Source organism: Brucella lupini, assembly GCF_002252535.1.
GTDB classification, from domain to species: Bacteria; Pseudomonadota; Alphaproteobacteria; order Rhizobiales; family Rhizobiaceae; genus Brucella; species Brucella anthropi.
This window is the reverse complement of record NZ_NNRN01000042.1, coordinates 29,300-49,701: the sequence shown is the minus strand read 5'-3', so window position 1 is coordinate 49,701 and position 20,402 is coordinate 29,300. Positions and strand designations below refer to the sequence as shown.

The window sequence follows — 20,402 nt, the reverse complement described above, 5'->3', positions numbered from 1 at the left end:
GCATTATCCTGAGCAAAACCGGTTCCCGCTTGCGGGAGACATGGTCTAGCTCTGCCGTTCGGCGATGAAGCGGGCGGCCTGCTTCAGGATATCCGCATCCTTGCCAAAAGGTGCCAGCAAGCTTTCCGCCTGGGCAACCAGTCCGGACAGTTGCTTGCGGGTCCAGTCGATGCCGTGGAGTGAAACCAGCGTGGCCTTTCCGGCGGCGGCATCTTTACCAGTGGCCTTGCCCATCGCCTCGGCGTCGGCGGTCACGTCCAGAAGATCGTCCGCCAGCTGGAAGGCAAGGCCAATAGCGGAGCCGAATTCGGCCATGCGCTCGCGGTCTTCGCTGGATGCATTGGCGATGATGGCTCCGGCCTCGCAGGCGAAGCGGATCAATGCGCCAGTCTTCATTGCCTGCAACGTGATGATGCCGGCTTCGTCAGGCTTGCTGGTTTCGGCCATCAGATCGAGAGCCTGTCCGCCCACCATGCCACCGAGACCGGATGCACGGGCGAGCGCTGAAACCAGTTGCAGGCGAATTGCTGCATCGAGATCGGTTTCATCCGACGAGATGATATCGAAAGCATAGGTCAGAAGGCCGTCACCGGCCAGAATGGCGGCAGCTTCATCAAATGCCTTGTGCACGGTCGGCTGGCCGCGCCGCAGGTCATCGTCATCCATGGCTGGCAGATCGTCATGGACAAGCGAATAGCAGTGAATGCATTCGAGCGCGGCTGCAACACGCAGAACGGCGTCGCCACCTTTGCCAAACAAAGCGGCACTTTCGACAACGAGAAAAGGCCGGAGGCGCTTGCCACCGTTCAGGACACCATGCCGCATGGCGGCGAGCAGCCGTTCCGGGCGGGCGATTTCTCCCGTCTTGAGGCGCTGGTCCAGAAGGCCCGTCAGTGCCATTTCTACTTCCATGGCACGATGGTTGAGAATGGCGGTGAAATCGGTCGACAGCTTTTCCATGTCAAAGGGGATGGACGAAAGCGCTGATTTGGTCAACTGGCCACAACGATCAGCACAGGCTTTTTCATTTGAACGTCACGAAACGGCGTGTTTCGACTTGTTTCCCCGGTTGGATTATGGAATCCGGTTCAAACTTATTAAGGAATGGTTTATGTCGCTTGGGGGAAGGTAGCAGGCGGTGGCAGTGGCAAAAATCATCATCAAGAGCAAAGATGGACGCAATTATCTGGCGGATCCTGTTTGGGGTGCCCGGATTGCTCTCGCGCTCAAGATTCTGGTGATTCTGGCCGTGCTGCCGATTTTCCTGCTTTTCGTCTATTCCGTACCCTTTGTCCGCCCGATCTCGACCCTGATGGTCAAGGACTATGTTCTGTTTCAGGGCGTGGACCGGAGATGGGTCAGTATCGACGATATCGCGCCGGTTCTCGTCAATTCGGTAATGATGGCCGAGGACGGCCAGTTCTGCAGCCATGGCGGGGTGGACTGGCATCAGCTGGGGCTGGTTCTGGACGATACGGGCGAGGGTGGTCCGAGCCGCGGCGCTTCCACGATCACGATGCAGACCGTGAAGAACCTCTTCCTGTGGAATGGGCGCTCCTATGTCCGCAAGGGGCTCGAATTTCCGCTGGCGCTGGCTGCCGACGGTATTCTGTCCAAAAAGCGCATTATGGAAATCTATCTCAATATCGCCGAGTGGGGACCGGGCATTTACGGAATCGAGGCCGCAGCCCAGCATCATTTCAAGCGCCCGGCAGCAAAACTCAATGCACAGCAATCCGCACTGCTTGCCGTCACGCTGCCAAACCCGGCCTTGCGCAACCCCGCCAAGCCGACGCGCAACATGCAGCGCATTGCCCGGATCGTCGCCGGACGCGCCGCACGGTCAGGTCCCTATGTGGTTTGCGTGCAATAAATGCATGATACGAAAAAAAGATAAGACTCCCGCTGGTCAAATGCCGTTAGAGCGTGTATAGGCACGTGACTTTCCGGAATTTTGTCCGATGTGACAGGCTCTTCGGGGCCGTGCCGGACGTTTATTGACCGATCAGTGGAGCTGGATCCATGGCAGTACCAAAACGAAAAACGTCTCCGTCGAAGCGCGGCATGCGCCGTTCGGCTGACGCTCTCAAGGCCCCGACCTATGTCGAGGACAAGAACTCGGGCGAACTTCGTCGTCCGCATCATATCGATCTGAAGAGCGGTATGTATCGCGGCCGTCAGGTCCTCGAAGCCAAGGAATAAGTCTGACGCTGCATTGCAGCCGAAAGATGGTTTTCAAAAACGCCGTTTCCGGTTTCCGGAAGCGGCGTTTTCTTTTGTGCGGTCTTCTCTGCAAGCTGCATGAAAAAGGCCGCATAAAGCGGCCTTGATCGTGAGCTTTTGCTGAAAATCAGCCTGCGTCTGATGCAAAGCCTGCGCCTTCGATACCGGAAATGGCTGCAATTTCGTCATTGTCTGATGTATCACCGGAAATGCCGACGGCACCGAGGATTTCGCCGCCTGCATCCTTGATCAGAACGCCGCCCGGCACCGGCACGACCTTGCCGCCGGACACGCCCGACAAACCTTCCAGGAAGTGTGGACGGTCCTTGGCCTGATTGTGCAGCCAGCGCGAGCCCGTTCCGACGGCGAGTGCACCGAAAGCCTTGCCCGAGGCGATCTCGAAACGAAGGATCGAAGTTCCGTCCTGCCGCTGAAACGCTTTCAGATTTCCGCCTGCATCAAAGACGGAGACAGCCAGCGGCTTCAGTTTCAGCTCGGCTGCCTTGGCAAAGGCACCAGCAATAATCCCATTGGCTTGTTCGAGCGTCAGTGAAGTCATGAATATCTCCTATTTATAGCTAAATGCAATTTAGCGATCATGACCGGCAATGCACACTCCAATGCTGCTCGTCATGGGAAAAACACTTTATCGATTTTCATGAAGACGGTTGCGGGCACACGGCAAAGCTTGCCAAGGCCGGAATTTTGGTCTTTGTGTTGCGCAACATTTCAAGGAGGAAAGAATGTCCGACCAGAAAGCCATCGTCATTGCCAGCGCGGCGCGTACCGCAGTGGGCGCTTTCAACGGTGCGTTTGCCAATATCCCCGCACATGAATTGGGCGCGACGGTTATCAAAGGAGCGCTGGAACGCGCCGGTGTGGCGGCGACGGATGTGGACGAGGTTATTCTCGGACAGGTGTTGACGGCAGGCGAGGGCCAGAACCCTGCGCGGCAGGCGGCGATGGATGCCGGTTGCCCGAAAGAGACGACAGCCTTCTCGATCAACCAGCTATGCGGTTCCGGTTTGCGAGCGGTTGCGCTCGGCATGCAGCAGATTCTTTCCGGCGATGCCAAGATCATCGTGGCAGGCGGTCAGGAATCCATGTCCATGGCGCCGCATTGCGCGCATTTACGGTCCGGCGTGAAGATGGGCGACTTCAAGATGGTCGATACCATGCTGAAGGACGGCCTGATTGATGCCTTTCATGGCTATCATATGGGGATCACTGCCGAGAATATTGCCAATCAGTGGCAGTTGACCCGCGCCGATCAGGACGAGTTCGCACTTGCTTCCCAGCAGAAGGCAGAGGCGGCACAGAATGCGGGCAGGTTCGAGGATGAAATTGTTCCGTTCACTGTAAAGGGTCGCAAGGGCGATATCGTCATTTCGGCGGATGAATATATCCGTCCCGGCACGACGATTGAGGCATTGACCAAGTTGAAGCCCGCTTTCGACAAGGAGGGGACGGTTACTGCAGGCAACGCATCCGGGATTAACGATGGTGCTGCGGCTGTCGTGCTGATGGATGCGGATGAAGCCACCAAGCGTGGTGTGAAGCCGCTTGCGCGCATCGTTTCCTGGGCAACGGCTGGCGTCGATCCTTCGATCATGGGAACAGGCCCGATTCCGGCGACGAAGAAGGCGCTGGAAAAGGCAGGCTGGAGCGTCGGCGATCTCGATCTGGTCGAAGCCAACGAAGCCTTTGCAGCACAGTCCTGTGCTGTTGTGCGTGATCTTGGTCTCAACCCCCATATCGTCAACGTCAATGGCGGAGCAATCGCGATCGGTCATCCGATCGGCGCATCAGGCGCACGCGTTCTGACGACGCTGCTTTACGAAATGCAGCGCCGCGATGCCAAGCGCGGTCTGGCGACACTTTGCATCGGCGGCGGCATGGGCGTTGCCTTGTGCGTCGAGCGCGACTGACCTTCTCCTTCACTGGAACAGAGGCGGACGGAGATTTGGCTCCGTCCGCCTTTTTGTTTCCGCAATGAGACGTTTGAAATCGCTGGCGTCGGTATGGTGGCCTTGTTAGAAAGTTAACGCGAAACCGATGAGACGGTGCTCAAAGTCTGTTTAATACTGGTTTTCTATGGTGCATTGCGATCACGGACTACCAGATGTGGTGAGAACAAACGGAGAAACGTTGCAGATCAGCGATTCGTCGCCGATTCGTTCCGGCTTTGGCCTGAAGGTTAACGAAAATCGAGTTTCCATCCGCTTCGGCATTAACGAACTATCAGTAATCATTAAGATTTTCTGAAGAATTGCATTGTAATCGGAACAGCCTGTTGACAGGTTTTGCCAAAAGTTAACGGCGGTGTTGTTCCGCGTCGGGAGAACGAGGAAAAGCGGAACATCCGATTCATTATGTTGTGGGGTTTTGTGTTAGGCTTACTATATGTTGCCGTGAACAAAAGGCGAAGCTCTCTGAGTCAGCGATTCGTCGCCGATTCGTTCCAGGGTCGTTCCAATCGTTAATCGACAAGTTATTGACCGGCTGCAGATCGGTCGCCGAAAGGTTGGCAACTCGTCCATACTGAAACTTAACAGGAGCGCTTTCGGTGCAGGTCGTATAGTGCTATCGCAAGAACCAGCATCCAGCCCGTGACGGGCGCTTGTACCGGGAATCCGATTATTGGCATGAACCAACTCCCTGCCCATGATTTGCCGCTGACCTTGAGTGGCCGCGATGTGACTGCGGTGCTTGGGCCGACCAATACCGGCAAAACGCATCTCGCCATCGAACGTATGCTGTCGCATGGAAGCGGGATGATCGGCCTGCCGCTGCGCCTTCTGGCGCGCGAGGTCTATAACCGCGTGGTGGAACGGGTCGGGGCGGCCAATGTCGCGCTGGTCACGGGTGAGGAAAAGATCGTGCCGCCCGGCGCGCGCTATTCCGTCTGCACGGTCGAGGCCATGCCGCGCCGCACTGATGTGGCTTTTGTGGCTATCGATGAAGTGCAGCTCGCCGGTGATCTGGAACGCGGGCATATATTCACCGACCGCATCCTGCATTTGCGGGGACGGCAGGAGACGCTCCTGCTTGGCGCTGGGACGATGCGCGGCATTCTGGAAAAGCTCTTGCGCGGCATCAATGTGGTAACGCGTCCGCGCCTGTCGCATCTGGCCTATGCTGGGGCCAAGAAGATTACCCGCCTGCCGAACCGTTCCGCCATTGTCGCCTTTTCTGCCGACGAGGTTTATGCGATTGCTGAACTGATCCGCCGCCAGCGCGGTGGTGCTGCGGTGGTCATGGGCGCGCTCAGTCCGCGCACGCGCAATGCGCAGGTAGAGCTTTACCAGTCGGGTGACGTCGATTTTCTGGTGGCGACCGATGCCATCGGCATGGGGCTCAATCTGGATGTTGACCATGTCGCCTTTGCGCAGAACCGCAAATTCGACGGTTATCAGTTCCGCGATCTGACGCCTGCCGAAGTTGGGCAGATAGCCGGGCGCGCTGGACGTCATCTGCGTGACGGCACATTCGGTGTGACCGGGCAGGTGCATCCATTCGACGAAGAACTGGTCGAACGGGTGGAAGCGCATAATTTCGATCCGGTGAAAGTTCTGCAGTGGCGCACGGCGCGTTTCGACTTTTCATCGCTCGATTCTCTGCGGTATTCTCTGGAAACGCCCGCACCGATTGAAGGATTGGCCAAGGCTTTGCCTGCCGTTGATCAACAAGCGCTTGAAAATTTGTCGAAAGACGAAGAGATTGTGCGGCTCGCCAAGACACCGGCACGCATCGAGCTTTTGTGGGACGCCTGCGCGCTGCCCGATTATCGCAAGATCGCGCCGGCGCAGCATGCCGATATCATTGCAACCATCTATCAGGATCTGGTACGCCGAGGGAGCGTCGATGAAGATTATATGAGCGAACAGGTGCGCCGCGCCGATAGCACAGAGGGGGAAATTGACACCCTGTCGCATCGTGTGGCGCAAATTCGAACCTGGACTTTTGTGTCGCACAGGCCGGGATGGCTTGCCGATCCGACACACTGGCAGGAAAAGACGCGCGAAATTGAGGACAGATTGTCCGACGCGCTGCATGAAAGGTTGACGAAACGCTTTGTAGACCGCAGGACAAGCGTGCTTATGAGGCGCCTGAGAGAGAATGCCATGCTTGAAGCAGAAATCAGCCCTGCCGGAGACGTGATTGTCGAAGGCCACAATGTCGGGCAACTGGAAGGATTCCGTTTTACCGCTGACGTTCAGGCCGAGGGGCCGGACGCCAAGGCGGTAAAGTCGGCTGCACAAAAGGCGCTGGCCGCCGAGTTCGAACGTCGCGCGGAGCGCTTTGCTGCCGCGCCGAATGGCGATTTCGCGCTGGGCTCGGACGGCGTTATGCGCTGGGTTGGTGCAACGGTCGCAACGCTGGTTGCGGGCGATGACCTGCTGAAGCCGCGCGCGGTGATCCTGGCCGACGAACAGCTTACCGGAGCGGCGCGTGACAAGGTTGCCGCGCGTATTGAACGTTTCGTCGCTCATCATATCGAAACCATTCTGAAGCCGCTCACCGATCTGGCTGCCGCCGATGCTCTGACCGGCATGACACGCGGCCTTGCTTTCCAGATCGTCGAGAATCTCGGCATTCTCCCGCGCCGCGATGTGGCAGAGGAAGTGCGCGGGCTCGATCAGGATTCGCGTGCGGCGCTCCGTCGTCTCGGCGTGCGTTTCGGTGCCTATCACGTCTTCATGCCCATGCTGCTGAAACCCGCTCCGGCTGGCCTCATCACGCTGCTCTGGGCGCTGAAGAACGATGGCCGCGAACGTGCCGGTTATGGCGATGTCGTGAACGTGCTGGCCGCTGGTCGCACTTCGGTCGTCGTCGATCCGGCTTTCGATCCGATGTTCTACCGTCTGGCAGGCTATCGTGTGCTGGGCCGTCGCGCTGTGCGCATCGATATTCTGGAACGTCTTGCCGATCTCATTCGCCCGGCGCTTGCCTGGCGTCCGGGTTCCGGTGCGCGTCCGGATGGCGCTTATGACGGCGGACGTTTCATTGTCACGCCTGCCATGATGTCGATTCTCGGTGCGACAACCGACGACATGGAAGAAATCCTGAAGAGCCTTGGCTATCGTCACGAGGCCATGGAAGCCGCTGCGGTCACGGCGAAGCTCGCCGAACTGGATGCTTTCGCGGCTGAAGCTGCAGTCAAGGAAATTGGCGCTTCGCCGGTCGCAGAGGCTGAGAAACCTGCCGTGCCAGCGGCTGAACCTGTGCCTGCACCGGTTGTTGTCGCTGAAACGGAAACTGAAGCCAAAGCGGAAGAAGCTCCGGTGGCTGCAGAAGCCGCACCGGCAGGTGAAACCGCAGAAGCGGCGGCTGAAGAGCCAAAGCCTGTTCTTCTGTGGCGTCAGGGTCGTTTCGAAGGCCGCAACCGCAATCAGGACCAGAACCGTCAGCGTCAAAGTCGTGGCAACCAGAATCGCGGTCATCAGAACCGTGATCAGGGCGGTGAAGCACGCAAGTCCGAAGGTGGCGCAGACCAGCAGGCGCGTAATGATCGCGGCGGCAAGCGCTTCGACAAGCAAAAGCGTCATGACGGCGAAGGCAAGCGCGAAGGCTCCAAGGGTGACTTCCGTGGTGGCAATCAGCGTCAGCCGAAGCGCGATCACGGCCATCAGGGCGGCAAGCGCGTCGAGCAGGAACGTCCTGTACGTATCGATCCCGATTCGCCTTTCGCCAAGCTTCTGGCTCTGAAAGAACAGATGAAGAAGTAAAATGACTGTAGATGCGGGCGCAAGACAGCGAATCGACAAGTGGCTGTTCTTCGCGCGCGTGGTCAAATCAAGATCGCTGGCGGCGAAACTCGCCGTCGGCGGCAAGGTCCGGGTCAACCGTGACAAGATCGAGCAGGCGGCTCATCAGGTGAAGGTTGGCGATGTGCTGACCATTACCCTCGACCGACGCATCCTCGTTTACAAGATACTCGCTCCGGGGGAGCGTCGTGGTCCGGCGCCCGAAGCCCAACTGCTTTATGAAGATCTTACGCCTCCACCTGCATCCACTTCTACGATATCGCCGGAGGCCGTAGCGCCGCAGCGCGAAAGCGGAGCCGGGCGCCCGACCAAGAAAGAACGTCGCGAAACGGATCGTTTACGCGGAAGCTGACACGGACGCGTTGCCGCAGGCTCGTTGCGGCGGTGATGGAAATTGCGCATCAAACCGTTCTGGCGAAAGCGTTTTCCAAGCAAAAGCCGTCAAACGAAATGCTGTTTCAGATGTGCGTTACTTCGTGACGTTGCGGCGTTTGTACCCTTGTCACGGCAGGATAAAATCGTTACCTCACGCATTGTCATAAAAGGGCATGGGCTGAGGCTAGTGGTCTGATTCCGACATTTGCGTTCCCCTGATACAGACGTTGAGCAAATGTCGGAAGCTAAAAGACCACTAATAAACCCATGGATCTAGTGGATTTTTCGAATTTGACGTTTGAAATGAGATTGATGTCGGACGGGTATCAAACGTCAAATTCAATCCACTAGCAACCATTTCCGTGCACAGTGACTTCGTGGCGAGATATTCCAAAGCCCCGAGCCGATTGTCGGCTTGCCGGAGTATCGGCGCAAAGCTGTAGGATAGATAAGCCGCCTGTTCTGGAATTCGGGCGGCAACAGGAGTTCGACGATGACGTATGTCGTGACCGATAATTGCATTCGCTGCAAATATACGGACTGCGTCGAGGTCTGTCCGGTCGATTGCTTCTACGAAGGCGAAAACATGCTCGTCATCAATCCCGACGAGTGCATCGACTGTGGCGTATGTGAACCGGAATGCCCTGCCGAGGCGATCAGCCCCGACACCGAGCCGGGCCTCGACAAGTGGTTGGAATTGAATACGGAATATGCGGCAAAATGGCCCAATATTACCGCGAAGAAGGATGCCCTGCCGGAGGCCAAGGAAATGGACGGTGTGGCTGGCAAACTGGAGAAGTATTTCTCCGCCGAGCCTGGTAGCGGTGACTAATACCCGGTCAGCATTGCAGGTACTGCTTGCAGGCTGTTGCGAGCTGGACGGTATTGTATAAGTATGTCTTCGTTCCGGAAGACTTTGCGCCCCAGGAACGTGTACGTTCAGCCTGGCAAGACTGCCAGGTTGTCCGACATTACAGGAATGCAGGATTTATCACTTGCTTTTTCTGCAATGCATCGGCAAAAGACGAATGAAATCACGGGAAAACGCTCATATTTTAGGCGTGTTGCATTGCCAGATACGACATATTTGGCAATTTGTTGATTCTTTCGCGAAATTGTGTTAGGTTGCTCCAATAATTTCGGTGACTGGACGTCAATTCGTGGCGCTATGCGTTAATCTCTGAAAGGGCTGATCTTTAGTACCGGGCTGATGGCACCGGGGAAGATGATTGCGATTTGGCGTCGTCCCCCTCACCGTACACCCGGTCGGCTAGATTTGCCGTCAGATACGTTTTCAGTTCCAAGCCGACAAACAACTTCCGTGCTTCATTTCTCCGGAGCGCGGTCGAACATCATGTGTCAACCGGCGGGTCGCGCCGGGCACAACAGGGAGTAATGAAGCGTATGTCATCCCAGCAGAAAAAGTCTCCAGTAGCGCGTGGCGGTTTCAAGGCCGGTGAGGCCATCGTGTATCCGGCTCATGGCGTTGGTCAGATCGTCACTATCGAAGAGCAGGAAGTGGCAGGCCACAAGCTCGAGCTTTTCGTAATCGATTTCGAAAAAGACAAGATGCGCCTGAAGGTGCCGGTTGCCAAAGCCGCTTCCATCGGTATGCGCAAGCTGTCGGAGACCGACTATGTTGAACGTGCACTCAAGGTCGTACAGGGCCGCGCACGTGTGAAGCGTACCATGTGGTCGCGCCGCGCCCAGGAATATGATGCAAAGATCAATTCCGGCGATCTGATCTCGATCTCGGAAGTCGTTCGCGATCTTTTCCGCGCTGAGAACCAGCCGGAACAGTCTTATTCGGAACGCCAGCTCTATGAAGCTGCCCTTGATCGTATGGCGCGCGAAATCGCTGCCGTGAACAAGCTTTCGGAAACCGAAGCTGTTCGTCTGATCGAAGCGAATCTCGCCAAGGGACCGAAGCGCGGCAAAGCCGACGCTGAAGCGGACCTCGATGACGATGAAGTTGAAGCGGCATAAGCAGCTTTACTTCTCTTTCTTTCAAAAAGGCCCGGCATTATAGCCGGGCTTTTTTTCTCCATTGAGAAGAGTTCGCCTGCGTCATTCTCCGTGTGATGGAAAGCAGATTGCTTCAAAATGCATCGCGTCGAGCGGCTGGCCGACTTGCTCGATCTGTTGGATCAGCGCTCATGAGTTGTTTGCCCTTGTATGTCTGGGGATGTCGGTGTCTGACCTGCTAAGATATTGTTTGGCCATTCAATAGCCCCACAAATCCCTGTATTGCCCTTCGCACGTGATCGCATAGCAGGCGGACGCGCCTTGTTTGTCGGGTATCGCTATGGGTCAGTAGCCAGATATCGCCTACACAGGAACTGGCAGTTCCGGGTACGCGGATGAGTTTCGGTTCGCTATCGCCAAGAAAGCATGGGAGAAACGAGATGCCCATCCCAGCCCGCGTTGCTTGAAACTGTGATCCTATCTCCGCAAAGCGGACCGGATTGGCAGCCATTTTAATCCCGGTCGCTGACTCCCAATCTGATGGGGCATTTTCGTTTGGTCCCAGCAACCAGGTTGCGGAAGCTGGTGACGGTTGTGTCATCAGATTTCGATGAATGTAGAATGCCATATGGAATTGGCAGAGTCTTGTTCCGTATAAATTGTCGGGTGGCGTCTTCCCGCCAACGACCACACGCAAAGCGACATCAGCTTCGCGGTTGACGAGATTAATCATTGACGTCGAGCCCACGATTTCCAGCCCAATGTCTGGATAGGCGGCCTTGAAATCTGCGAGGGATGGCATCAGCAGGTCAGTCGCCATTGAAATCGGGAGCGTGAACCTCAGAGGCCCGGAGACACGCTGATCGCGCCCAAAAATCCGAGCCTCGATCTGGGATGAGGCTGTCGCCATCTGTCCTGCGAGTTCAACAATGTCGCTTCCCGCATCCGTAAGCCGGTATCCGGATGCCAGCCTGTCGAACAGTTTTGTTTCCAGTGTTTCTTCCAGCCGACTGATACCACGTATGATCGTGGCATGATTGACGTCCAACGCATCTGCTGCAGCGCGAACCGTGCCGCCCTGAGCGACCGCGAGAAACATGCGAACCTCATTCCAGTGATCCATGGTGCGTTTTCTCACGAGGGTTGTGCGTTTATCTTCAGTTTAAACCTCCACGGGTTCGTCATATCTAGCTGTCAGGCAGGGTATGCGCAATATCGCGCATGGACCTGCGGCTCCCTGTCGTTCAATGAACCCAAGCGAGGATTTCATGGGTAAGCTCGTTTCCAAAGTCGCCGTTGTCACAGGTGGTTCCAGCGGTATTGGATTTGCCATCGCACAGCGCTTTATCAAGGAAGGCGCGACTGTCTATATTGCTGGTCGTCGCAAGGCGGAACTTGAAGCCGCCGTAAATAAGCTGGGACGAGGTGCGACGGCAATTCAGGCCGACATATCCGATCTGGGTAGCTTGGATCGGCTATTTGAAACAGTCCAGAACGAGGAGGGTGGTCTCGATATTCTTGTCGCCAATGCCGGCGTTGTGGAATTGAGTTCGATCCGCGATGCTTCGGAAGATCACTTCGACAAGATGTTCGATATCAATGTGAAAGGTACATACTTCACCGTCCAGGGAGCTCTTCCCGTGATGCGTGACGGCGGTTCGATCATTCTTCTTTCTACATGTATGACAAGCAAGGGAACGCCGGGCTACAGCGTCTATAATGCTACGAAGGCGGCGGTGCGATCTCTCGCGCGTTCGGCGGCGGCGGAACTACTTGCAAACAAGATAAGGGTGAACACGCTAAGCCCTGGGCCGATAGACACTCCCATTATTGAGTCGCAGGTCACAACACCGGAGGAAGCAGCGGCGTATCGCACGAACAGTGCCGCTTATGTGCCGCTGGGACGTCTGGGACGCCCGGAAGAGCTGGCATCTGCAGCCCTTTTCCTTGCATCGGACGAAAGCAGCTTCTCGACGGGAACAGACCTTGTCGTCGACGGAGGATTGACGCAGATCTAAATGAGATCTGACAAGTGGCCCGCTCTTTGAGTGGGCCACTTAGTTAAAATTCTATTGAATTTTGCAGCCAGTCATTAACCTTCCTAGTCATCTTCCTGCATTGTCAGAGATTTATCCTTGCTTGGTGGGAACCTGATCGCAGCTGACGCGTTCTCCCAGACACCAGTTCGTAAACGGGTTTGTTTTGCGGCGTAACTACTTTGGCCAAAGAATAGGCCTGGCGGGGAATTTTGGGCGAATTCGCAAGTTCGTCCAATGAGTCTTTGTGGGACTGGCATATCCTTCCACTGAACGCCCGATGGGCGTGAGTTCAGAACAGGAGAACCAGATGAAGCAGTCATCCATGAGCAGTTCTTCCGCAGTTCCAGCCAATCGCATGCCTATGGTTGCGCGTAGCCTCCCAGCGACAGCAGCCTCTTCCCAATCCATGATCCGCAGCGCAATGTCGGCTCCCTATCTGGAGCGCGAAGAGGAGCGAGCCCTCGCCATTCGCTGGAAGGAACTGAAAGATCAGGACGCACTTCACCGCATAACATCCGCACATATGCGACTGGTCATTTCCATGGCCGGGCGCTTCCGCAAGTTCAAACTGCCGATGAACGATCTCATCCAGGAAGGCTATGTCGGCCTTCTTGAAGCTGCTGCCCGTTTTGACCCCGAACGGGAAGTGCGTTTCTCGACCTATGCATCGTGGTGGATTCGTGCGTCTATGCAGGATTATATCCTGCGTAACTGGTCCATCGTGCGCGGCGGAACAAGTTCGGCGCAAAAGGCGCTGTTCTTCAATCTGCGGCGGCTTCGTTCAAAGCTGGCTCAGTCCGACGACAATATGACCAAGGCCGAGATGTATCGCGAAATTTCCGATCAGCTGGGCGTTTCGACAAGCGATGTCGAGATCATGGACAGCCGTCTTTCGGGGCCGGATAGCTCCTTGTCGGCACCAGTGAACAACGAGGAATCGGGTGCAGCGCGTCGCATGGATTTTCTGGTTGACGACCATCCGTTGCAGGATGAGGTCGCTGAAAGCTCCATCGATATGGAACGTCGCAATCAATGGCTCAATGTAGCTCTCGATACGCTGAATGAGCGCGAGCTGCACATCATCCGCGAGCGTCGCCTTGATGATGACGGCGTGACGCTCGAAGCGCTGGGCGAAAAGCTTGGTATTTCCAAGGAGCGGGTGCGACAGATCGAAAGCCGTGCGATGGAGAAGCTGAAGATTGCCTTGTTGAGCCAGCACGAACTGGCAGCCTATCAGGCGTAAGCTGTTACAATCAGCGCAACACAAGTAGAGGGGCCGAACGGCTCCTTACTTTTGTGGTTCGGTGGCCTTGCCTTCAAGCCGCGACGACCAGTCCTCGACTTTGCGATTTTCGAGGCGGCGCACGGCATAGCGTTTCCAGCTGTCGGCGAGGTGCGAAAGCTCCGCCATCACGGACAGTTCGTCATAGTTCAGTGTGTCGACATATAGCAGGTGCCAGACACGATGCAGTGTCCAGTTTGGCGAAAGGCGGTCGACGAGGATCATCGAATCGCCAGCTTCAACATTACCTTCTTCCAAAACACGATAATACCAGCCTGTCCGCCCCGTCTTCTGCACGCGCACGGCCATGTCGGCGGTTGCAAAGCGTTCGTTCAGTTTCCAGCAGGGCTGGCGGCCCTGTGAAACCTCGACAAGTGCGCTGCCGAGCCGGAACCTGTCGCCCACGGCGACATTGTGCTCGTTCAGACCCGATGTGGAGATGTTTTCGCCGAAAGCACCACGCGCGCTTAGACGCGGGTTTTCGCCGATTTCTTCGCGCCAGACCGCATAATGATCGTGCGGATAATGATGGAGCGCTTTTTCCGGTCCACCATGCACTTTCCGGTCGCCCTGCGCATCGCAGTCCAGCCCCTCGAAAGTCACGCGGACTTTGCCAGTAACTGGCTGTTTGTCGATGCCGCTTGGAACGCTACGCGGTCCGAGAGGAGCGATTTTTCCGGCAAGGACAGAGTGGATGCATGTTTCCGTCATCACGACCTACTCGCTGATCAGCTTCACGCGGTCACCGACCGAAACCGTCGCCCCTGCCGACATGGCATTGAGAAGGCGGAACAGTTCCAATTTGCGGGTGGTGCCCTGCATGCGTGCCGACAGGCTGGCCAGCGTGTCGCCCGGCTTCACCGTCACGACGCGGATGCGCAGCGGCTTGATGGCGTTCTGTTCGGCAGGCGACAGCAAGCGGAAGGATTGCGTGACCGTCTGCGAAGCAGGCAGAAGGGCGTTGCTGCCTTTCGGTGCTGCTGTCAGGAAGCGATAGACCTTGTTGTTTGCACCGATGACCACAATGTCGAACTGCCACCGGTCGGCGCTGGCGCGCGCAGTCGCGGCGGGCAACCCGTTGATGGTGGTGGTCTGGATCGAACTGTCGTCGAGACCGGTTACCCAGCCCGAGCGGATATAGTCGGCAAGGTTTGATCCCGCCGGAAGAGATGCGCCATCGAAACGAATGGCAACTTCGCCGGGGCCGCTTGCCATGACCGCATTGGCCGAATTGTCGATGGTGAAGCCATCTGGTGCGCGGAAAGTGACACCGAGCTTCGGATGGATGAAGGTCTGTTCGCGGACATAACCTTCATTGGGCGAGTCGCCGTAGAGAAGGCCGTCAATTCCGTTGAGGAAGGAATCGCGATCGGTTGTGCCGACGCCGGGTGCGCCGATGCGGCGTGCATGACCAAGCGCAAGCTGGATGCGCTGCGGCGTTGCCGGATGGCTTGCAAGAAAGTCGAGGCTGGCATCGGTCGCGCCCGAAACCGAACGAAAGCCCTGATAGGCTTCCATAGATTGCAGGAAACGCGCCGAAGCGAACGGATCGTAACCGGCTTCGCCGATCATCTTGATGCCGATGGCATCCGCCTGCAATTCCTGATTGCGCGAGAACTGCGCAAGCCGAAGCTTGCCGCGCAGGGCTTCCTCGCGGCTGGCAGATTCATTGTGTAACACTTCGCTGGCGACACGTCCGGCGATGGCCGTTTCGGCTTCCTTCTCCTGGCGCAGAATGCCGTGATTGGCGATGACATGGCCCATTTCGTGGGCAATCACGGCGGCGACTTCGGAAGAGTCGTTGGCGAGTGCAAGCAGGCCGCGCGTAACGTAGAGATAGCCGCCCGGCAATGCGAAGGCATTGATATTGGGACTATCGAGAATGGTGATGCGATAGGTCTGGTCCGGCTTGTCGGTAACCGTCGTCAGCTTGCCGACGATCTTGGCCACCATACGTTCAAGCCTCTGGTCCTTGTACTCGCCGCCATAGGTCGCGAGAATGCGCGGATGTTGTTGCGCACCGAGCTGCGCCAGCCGGTCATTGCGCGTCACATTGTCGACCGTCACGGGATTGTCGGAAGGCTGCAGTCCAAGATCCTTGCTGGAATTGATCGACTGGCAACCTGAAATCAGGGCGACCGCAAGCAAGCCAAGACCGATGGCTGGTTTCCGCCAATTGTGCTGCGTCCATTCTGGCAGGGAGATGGGTAGACACAGGAAGGCCCGGGAACGGGTCGATTGACGGAACAGTATTTTATCCTCGCTTCTGAATCAGATTGCTTGATCCGGGGCCAAATCTAGCCACAGACCAGAAAGCGTACAAGCCGTACATGGGCACTATAAGAAAGCTGTAGCCGGTTCTTCCGGCAGATTGCGAACAAAATATGTCCGCAACCGTAACTCTATTTGAGGTTTAGCGCCGAATTCTGCTTTTCGCCGATATAGTGCCGCAATGCTTCCGGTCCAGTCGGAGAGAGTAGTTCAGTGGCGGGGCCTATTGCGGAAATCCGGCCACTGTCGAGAAAAAGCAACACCGCGTCGAGATAGAGCGCATCTTCAGGCGTATGGGTCACCATCAGCACCGTCATACGGGTTTCAAGTTGAAGCTCCCTGACAAGATCCAGCATCTGGTGTCGTAGCGCTGGGCCAAGCGAGGCAAAGGCTTCGTCAAGGAGCAGAACCGGGCGCTGGCGTATAAGAGCCCGGGCAATCGCCACGCGCTGGCGTTCGCCACCGGAAAGCGCTTCCGGCTTGCGCTGTTCTTTGCCTGCGAGCCCGACACGCGACAAAGCCTCCGCAATATCGGCGTGGTCTTGCGCGGAGAGCTTCAGGTTCGGCGAGCGTCCGAGGCCGACATTCTGTTCGACGGTCAGATGGGCAAACAGGTTGTTTTCCTGAAACACCATCGAAACAGGCCGGTCCGCTGGCGAAAGTTCACTGACGTCTTTATCGCCGATGAAGATGCGACCGGATTGCGGAAATTCGAAACCGGCAATCAGGTTAAGAAGTGTCGACTTGCCCGAACCACTTGGTCCGACAATTGCAGCAATAACACCGCCCTCTATCGTCGCATCGAAATGCATGGCGGTTTCACCATAGCTGAAACGAACGTCATCAAGGCGAATTTCGGCGAGGACGTTTATTGGGGCGTTCATCGAGGCATCCATCCGGGCATTCATAGAGAAGGCGTTTCCTTTCGGGATGCGCGATCCGCGATCATCATCAATACGAGGCAAAGCAGCCCGAGAATAAGCGCCAGACCTGCCGCGTCGAATGTGCGATAGCTGCCCATGCGCTGCAAGAGGAGATAGGGCAGCGTCAAAAGCGCGTCACTGCCAAACAGGGCAATCGTGCCGAGATCGCCAAGGGAAAGTGCCATGGCAAAGGCGAAGGCCATGCCGAAAGGCTTGCGGATCGAAGGCCAGTCGATGAGCCGGAAACGGCTGATGCCGCGAATGCCCAACTGTGCGCAAAGCCGGTTGTGGCGGCTTGCTGCCGTATCCCATGCGGGGCGTAGAAGACGCACGGCAAAGGGCATGGCCATGGCCGCATTGACGGTGACGACCATAAACGGTGCCACCGCGAACGGATCGGTGAAATGACGAAGTAGGATGAACCAGCCGGCACCGATGACGATAGGCGGCATGACGAGGATCAGGCTGGCACCCGTATCGAAAATACTGGCGACCTTGCTTTTTTTCATCGCTTCACGTGCCGACACAAGCGCAAGTGACAGGATGACCGAGAGCAATGCCGCAGAAAAACCGAGGACCAGACTGGTGCCAATGGCGCGCCAAACTGTTCTCTCGGTCAGAAGTCGCGCAAGATCTGCGGCGAGGCCGGAGATGACAACGCCGGCAATCGGCAGTGCGACATAGAGGAAACCTATGCCAATGACGATGACGTTCGCAACACGTTCAGCCGTTGACGCCTTGCCGTAGCGTCGCGGTGTCGCCGCGTGGGTGAAGCCTTCTTCAGACGGACTACCGGTCATCCGCAGAGCCAGAAGGACCAGCAACGTCAATGCAAGCTGCGTGAAGGTGAGGGCGACCGCGCGACCCGGATCAAAATCGAAATGCAAGCTTTGATAGATTGCGACTTCCAGCGTGGTGGCACGCGGTCCGCCGCCCAGCGTCAGCACAGTTGTGAAACTCGTCACGCAGAGCATGAACAGGAGGCCGATCATGCCCGGCAGATTGCGCCGGATTACGGGCCATTCGATGAGCCGGAAGCGCGCTCCATTGCCCATGCCAAGCTGCGCGGATAGTTTCCAGTAATCGGTTGGTATCGAGTCGTAGCCTGCAAGAATGAGACGGACAGCGAGCGGCATGTTGAAGAAAACATGGGCGATCAATATGCCCGTAATACCGTAAATGTCCGGTTGGAACGGATGTCCTGCGGCTTCTGACAGATGCGCAATGAACCCGTTGCGACCATAGATACTGGTGACGCCGAGCACTGCGACGAGTGCAGGCAGAGCAAGCGGCAGGGCAAACAGGCGCAGAATAAGCCCGCGCCCCGCAAAGCTCGCTTCGGCATAAAGTGCACGGGCGACCGGAACCGCAAACAGCACGGAAAGCAGGCTTGAAGCGATCGCCTGCAGGATCGTGAAGCGCGCAACCCGCCACAGATAGGTGTCGAAATTAACCGCGGCGTCAAAACCACCGCGGCCCGCTTCGAATGCCAGTGCGACAAGCGCACCACCGGCAAGCACGACCAGAAAGACAAGCGCCAGTACGCCCGCAGCCGGTCTGGCGGCGGGTGCGTCTTTCGAGCGGTGCTGTGCCGGGAATGTCGTCATTTACTGGTCGCCGCCAGCCATTCATCGACCCATGACTTCCGGTTCTTGGCTACTTCGTCGGAAGGCAGGAGAAGAGTCTTTTCCGGCTTCGGCATCGCGTCGAAAGCGGCTGGAAGCGGGGTGGATGTCTTGCTCGCTGGATACATCCAGTTGGTTTCAGGAATAACATCCTGAAAGCCGGGGCTGGTCATGAAAGCCAGGAACTTTTGTGCCAGTGGATTTTTCGCACCAGTGGTGGTCTGGGCGGCCAGCTCGATCTGGAGATAATTACCTTCCGGATAGGCCAGAGCCTTATAGCGCTCCGTCTTTTCCGCAATCATGTGATAGGCGGGAGACGTTGTATAGGACAGCACCATCGGCGCTTCACCCTTGGTGAAAAGACCATAGGCTTCCGACCAGCCGGGTGTGACGGTGAGAACACGCTTCTGCAGTTTCTGCCAGGCCGCTTCCGCTTCGTCGCCATAAACCGATTTCATCCAGAGCAACATGCCCAGCCCTGGCGTCGACGTGCGCGGGTCTTGCAGCACGATCTTCTGGGAAGCATCGCCTTCCACCAGTTCTTTCAGGCTCTTGGGCGGATTGGGCATTTGTTCCGAATCGTAGACCACGGCGAAGTAGCCATAATCATAGGGAACGAAGATATCGTCCTTGAACCCGCCCGGAATGCTCACATTGCTTTGGTCGATGCCGCTTGGAGCAAAAAAGCCGGTGGCGCGTGCTTCGGTCGTCAGATTGGTATCGAGACCGAGGACGATATCGGCTTTGGTATTGCCACCTTCAAGCTTCAGGCGGTTGAGCAGCGCGACACCGTCGGCCGAAGCGATCCAGTCCACTTCGCAATCGCATTCCTTCTCGAAGTTTTCCTTGATCTTCGGGCCCGGACCCCATTCGGAAACGAAACTGTCATAGGTATAAACAGTGAGCTTGTCCTTCGCCTGCGCAGAAGGCGTGAAAGCGAGGGCTGTGGAGAATGAAAAGGCCAGCAAAGATAAAAGCCGCATCACGGCACTTCCTTTCTTTTACAACAAGAGGATTGAGCGCCGTTTATGGAGCATCTAATCCCTCCGCCGGTGCAAACCGGATCAGGTTCAGCGGGTTGGCCGGGAATGCGACCTCTCAGCCATCCGCGAAAGCAGACGGCACCCCGTTAGAGCGGTTGCGACAATAATCTTTCGCAACGGGAAGGGCAAGGGAGCGCAATGGCGGCGAATGCAGGCTTCCGGCATGGATTTGCCCGTGTTATGAGCGGCTTATGAGCACATTCGTCATTCTCCTCGGCGGTGATCTGGTCGTGACCGATCGCCTGAAACGCCAAATTGCAGGTGCGCGTATTCTCGCTGCCGATAGCGGGATCAGGCACGCTGCTGCTCTTGGTGTCGAACCGGAACTTTGGCTTGGCGATTTCGATTCGGCTTCTGCTGAGCTTCGCGTGCAATATGGACACGTGCCGCAAAAGAGGTTCCCTGCTGCCAAGGACATGACGGACGGGGAACTGGCCTTCGAGGAGGCCTATATGCGGGGTGCGGATCGGGTGATCCTTTGCGGAGCCTTCGGCGGTCAGCGCACCGATCACACGCTTCTGCATCTGACCATGGCAACAGCGCAGGCTGCAAAAGGGCGGAACGTGCTGTTGTCCAGCGGTTCCGAGGAGGCCTGGCCTTTGCCGCCCGGAGATTATGTTTATGATTTTCCGGACGGGACGCCGTTCAGTGTGATCAATTTCAGCACTATCGAAGGCCTTTCGATCACGAATGCAGAGTGGCCGTTAGATAATGTGACACTGCCATTCGGCTCTTCATGGACAGTTTCCAATGTAGTTCGTGGAACACTTCGCGTTACTGCGAGTTCTGGATTAGCGATACTTATCGCCAACTTGGCGATGGAGGAAACACCGCTCCGGGGCCGATAACCTTATCAATCGAAAGAGCTTGACGCTGGCAGGCGAAACG

At 56.8% G+C, this 20,402-nt stretch carries 18 protein-coding genes and 1 riboswitch; of the genes, 10 read left to right on the top strand and 8 right to left on the bottom strand.

What is annotated here, in order from left to right; translation table 11 throughout:
* Positions 1 to 45: 45 nt before the first annotated feature.
* Positions 46 to 960, bottom strand: coding sequence for a polyprenyl synthetase family protein (locus tag CES86_RS09105; protein ID WP_029929494.1), 915 nt, complete (start codon positions 958 to 960; stop codon positions 46 to 48).
* 184 nt (positions 961 to 1,144) lie between these two features.
* On the opposite strand from CES86_RS09105, the gene mtgA reads away from it, so the two are divergent.
* Both mtgA and rpmF read left to right on the top strand, forming a co-directional pair.
* Entirely contained in the window at positions 1,145 to 1,873 is a 729-nt protein-coding gene (gene mtgA, locus CES86_RS09100) for a monofunctional biosynthetic peptidoglycan transglycosylase (protein ID WP_029376280.1), read from the top strand.
* 149 nt (positions 1,874 to 2,022) lie between these two features.
* Positions 2,023 to 2,202 (top strand): 50S ribosomal protein L32, encoded by a 180-nt coding sequence (gene rpmF / locus CES86_RS09095; RefSeq protein ID WP_006467787.1) that lies wholly within the window; start codon positions 2,023 to 2,025, stop codon positions 2,200 to 2,202.
* Between the two features lie 148 nt (positions 2,203 to 2,350).
* On the opposite strand, the gene CES86_RS09090 is transcribed toward rpmF, so the two are convergent.
* Entirely contained in the window at positions 2,351 to 2,782 is a 432-nt protein-coding gene (locus CES86_RS09090; RefSeq protein WP_012091278.1) for a GlcG/HbpS family heme-binding protein, read from the bottom strand.
* A 184-nt stretch (positions 2,783 to 2,966) separates the two neighbouring features.
* Between CES86_RS09090 and CES86_RS09085 the strand changes: the two genes are divergently transcribed.
* The 5 genes from CES86_RS09085 (at position 2,967) to CES86_RS09060 (ending at position 10,352) form a co-directional block, all read left to right on the top strand.
* A complete protein-coding gene (locus CES86_RS09085) occupies positions 2,967 to 4,151 on the top strand; it encodes an acetyl-CoA C-acetyltransferase (protein WP_094514208.1) in 1,185 nt (394 codons plus the stop codon).
* A 717-nt stretch (positions 4,152 to 4,868) separates the two neighbouring features.
* Entirely contained in the window at positions 4,869 to 7,952 is a 3,084-nt protein-coding gene (locus CES86_RS09080; protein WP_094514205.1) for a helicase-related protein, read from the top strand.
* Position 7,953: 1 nt separating this feature from the next.
* A complete protein-coding gene (locus tag CES86_RS09075) occupies positions 7,954 to 8,343 on the top strand; it encodes an RNA-binding S4 domain-containing protein (RefSeq protein WP_012091281.1) in 390 nt (129 codons plus the stop codon).
* 516 nt (positions 8,344 to 8,859) lie between these two features.
* A complete protein-coding gene (gene fdxA / locus CES86_RS09065; protein ID WP_006467781.1) occupies positions 8,860 to 9,198 on the top strand; it encodes a ferredoxin FdxA in 339 nt (112 codons plus the stop codon).
* Between the two features lie 572 nt (positions 9,199 to 9,770).
* Positions 9,771 to 10,352, top strand: a complete 582-nt coding sequence (locus tag CES86_RS09060) for a CarD family transcriptional regulator (RefSeq protein ID WP_006471273.1) — start codon at positions 9,771 to 9,773, stop codon at positions 10,350 to 10,352.
* Between the two features lie 217 nt (positions 10,353 to 10,569).
* Here CES86_RS09060 and CES86_RS09055 read toward each other — a convergent pair whose 3' ends face one another.
* Positions 10,570 to 11,454: a LysR family transcriptional regulator gene (locus CES86_RS09055; RefSeq protein ID WP_094514203.1), complete on the bottom strand. Its 885-nt coding sequence runs from the start codon at positions 11,452 to 11,454 to the stop codon at positions 10,570 to 10,572.
* A gap of 145 nt (positions 11,455 to 11,599) precedes the next feature.
* On the opposite strand from CES86_RS09055, the gene CES86_RS09050 reads away from it, so the two are divergent.
* A complete protein-coding gene (locus CES86_RS09050; protein ID WP_010661437.1) occupies positions 11,600 to 12,349 on the top strand; it encodes an SDR family NAD(P)-dependent oxidoreductase in 750 nt (249 codons plus the stop codon).
* A gap of 328 nt (positions 12,350 to 12,677) precedes the next feature.
* On the top strand, positions 12,678 to 13,613 hold the full coding sequence (locus tag CES86_RS09045) for an RNA polymerase factor sigma-32 (protein ID WP_094514201.1): 936 nt from the start codon (positions 12,678 to 12,680) through the stop codon (positions 13,611 to 13,613).
* A gap of 45 nt (positions 13,614 to 13,658) precedes the next feature.
* Here CES86_RS09045 and CES86_RS09040 read toward each other — a convergent pair whose 3' ends face one another.
* The 5 genes from CES86_RS09040 to thiB form a co-directional block, all read right to left on the bottom strand.
* Positions 13,659 to 14,363, bottom strand: coding sequence for an MOSC domain-containing protein (locus CES86_RS09040; protein WP_094514200.1), 705 nt, complete (start codon positions 14,361 to 14,363; stop codon positions 13,659 to 13,661).
* Between the two features lie 6 nt (positions 14,364 to 14,369).
* Positions 14,370 to 15,851: a cell division protease CdlP gene (cdlP, locus tag CES86_RS09035; RefSeq protein WP_029376279.1), complete on the bottom strand. Its 1,482-nt coding sequence runs from the start codon at positions 15,849 to 15,851 to the stop codon at positions 14,370 to 14,372.
* Between the two features lie 203 nt (positions 15,852 to 16,054).
* A complete protein-coding gene (thiQ, locus tag CES86_RS09030) occupies positions 16,055 to 16,807 on the bottom strand; it encodes a thiamine ABC transporter ATP-binding protein (protein ID WP_373418753.1) in 753 nt (250 codons plus the stop codon).
* A 20-nt stretch (positions 16,808 to 16,827) separates the two neighbouring features.
* The gene (gene thiP / locus CES86_RS09025) at positions 16,828 to 18,453 is read right to left on the bottom strand and encodes a thiamine/thiamine pyrophosphate ABC transporter permease ThiP (protein ID WP_094514198.1); all 1,626 of its coding nucleotides are present in this window, start codon (positions 18,451 to 18,453) and stop codon (positions 16,828 to 16,830) included.
* Positions 18,450 to 19,454, bottom strand: a complete 1,005-nt coding sequence (gene thiB, locus CES86_RS09020; protein ID WP_094514197.1) for a thiamine ABC transporter substrate binding subunit — start codon at positions 19,452 to 19,454, stop codon at positions 18,450 to 18,452. The genes thiP and thiB overlap by 4 nt, the downstream gene beginning before the upstream one ends.
* 41 nt (positions 19,455 to 19,495) lie before the next feature.
* Positions 19,496 to 19,610: riboswitch (TPP riboswitch) on the bottom strand.
* 95 nt (positions 19,611 to 19,705) lie between these two features.
* Here thiB and CES86_RS09015 point away from each other — a divergent pair.
* On the top strand, positions 19,706 to 20,362 hold the full coding sequence (locus tag CES86_RS09015) for a thiamine diphosphokinase (RefSeq protein WP_010661430.1): 657 nt from the start codon (positions 19,706 to 19,708) through the stop codon (positions 20,360 to 20,362).
* Positions 20,363 to 20,402 lie beyond the last annotated feature (40 nt).

Excerpts from the sequence above, each read along its gene's own strand:
- CES86_RS09040 (WP_094514200.1), bottom strand. The coding sequence starts at position 14,363 with ATGACGGAAACATGCATCCACTCTGTCCTTGCCGGAAAAATCGCTCCT.
- fdxA (WP_006467781.1), top strand. The coding sequence starts at position 8,860 with ATGACGTATGTCGTGACCGATAATTGCATTCGCTGCAAATATACGGAC.
- CES86_RS09085 (WP_094514208.1), top strand. The coding sequence starts at position 2,967 with ATGTCCGACCAGAAAGCCATCGTCATTGCCAGCGCGGCGCGTACCGCA.
- CES86_RS09080 (WP_094514205.1), top strand. The coding sequence starts at position 4,869 with ATGAACCAACTCCCTGCCCATGATTTGCCGCTGACCTTGAGTGGCCGC.
- CES86_RS09105 (WP_029929494.1), bottom strand. The coding sequence starts at position 960 with ATGGAAAAGCTGTCGACCGATTTCACCGCCATTCTCAACCATCGTGCC.
- CES86_RS09050 (WP_010661437.1), top strand. The coding sequence starts at position 11,600 with ATGGGTAAGCTCGTTTCCAAAGTCGCCGTTGTCACAGGTGGTTCCAGC.
- CES86_RS09055 (WP_094514203.1), bottom strand. The coding sequence starts at position 11,454 with ATGGATCACTGGAATGAGGTTCGCATGTTTCTCGCGGTCGCTCAGGGC.
- thiB (WP_094514197.1), bottom strand. The coding sequence starts at position 19,454 with ATGCGGCTTTTATCTTTGCTGGCCTTTTCATTCTCCACAGCCCTCGCT.
- CES86_RS09045 (WP_094514201.1), top strand. The coding sequence starts at position 12,678 with ATGAAGCAGTCATCCATGAGCAGTTCTTCCGCAGTTCCAGCCAATCGC.
- CES86_RS09075 (WP_012091281.1), top strand. The coding sequence starts at position 7,954 with ATGACTGTAGATGCGGGCGCAAGACAGCGAATCGACAAGTGGCTGTTC.
- rpmF (WP_006467787.1), top strand. The coding sequence starts at position 2,023 with ATGGCAGTACCAAAACGAAAAACGTCTCCGTCGAAGCGCGGCATGCGC.
- CES86_RS09090 (WP_012091278.1), bottom strand. The coding sequence starts at position 2,782 with ATGACTTCACTGACGCTCGAACAAGCCAATGGGATTATTGCTGGTGCC.
- thiP (WP_094514198.1), bottom strand. The coding sequence starts at position 18,453 with ATGACGACATTCCCGGCACAGCACCGCTCGAAAGACGCACCCGCCGCC.
- CES86_RS09060 (WP_006471273.1), top strand. The coding sequence starts at position 9,771 with ATGTCATCCCAGCAGAAAAAGTCTCCAGTAGCGCGTGGCGGTTTCAAG.
- thiQ (WP_373418753.1), bottom strand. The coding sequence starts at position 16,807 with ATGAACGCCCCAATAAACGTCCTCGCCGAAATTCGCCTTGATGACGTT.
- CES86_RS09015 (WP_010661430.1), top strand. The coding sequence starts at position 19,706 with ATGAGCACATTCGTCATTCTCCTCGGCGGTGATCTGGTCGTGACCGAT.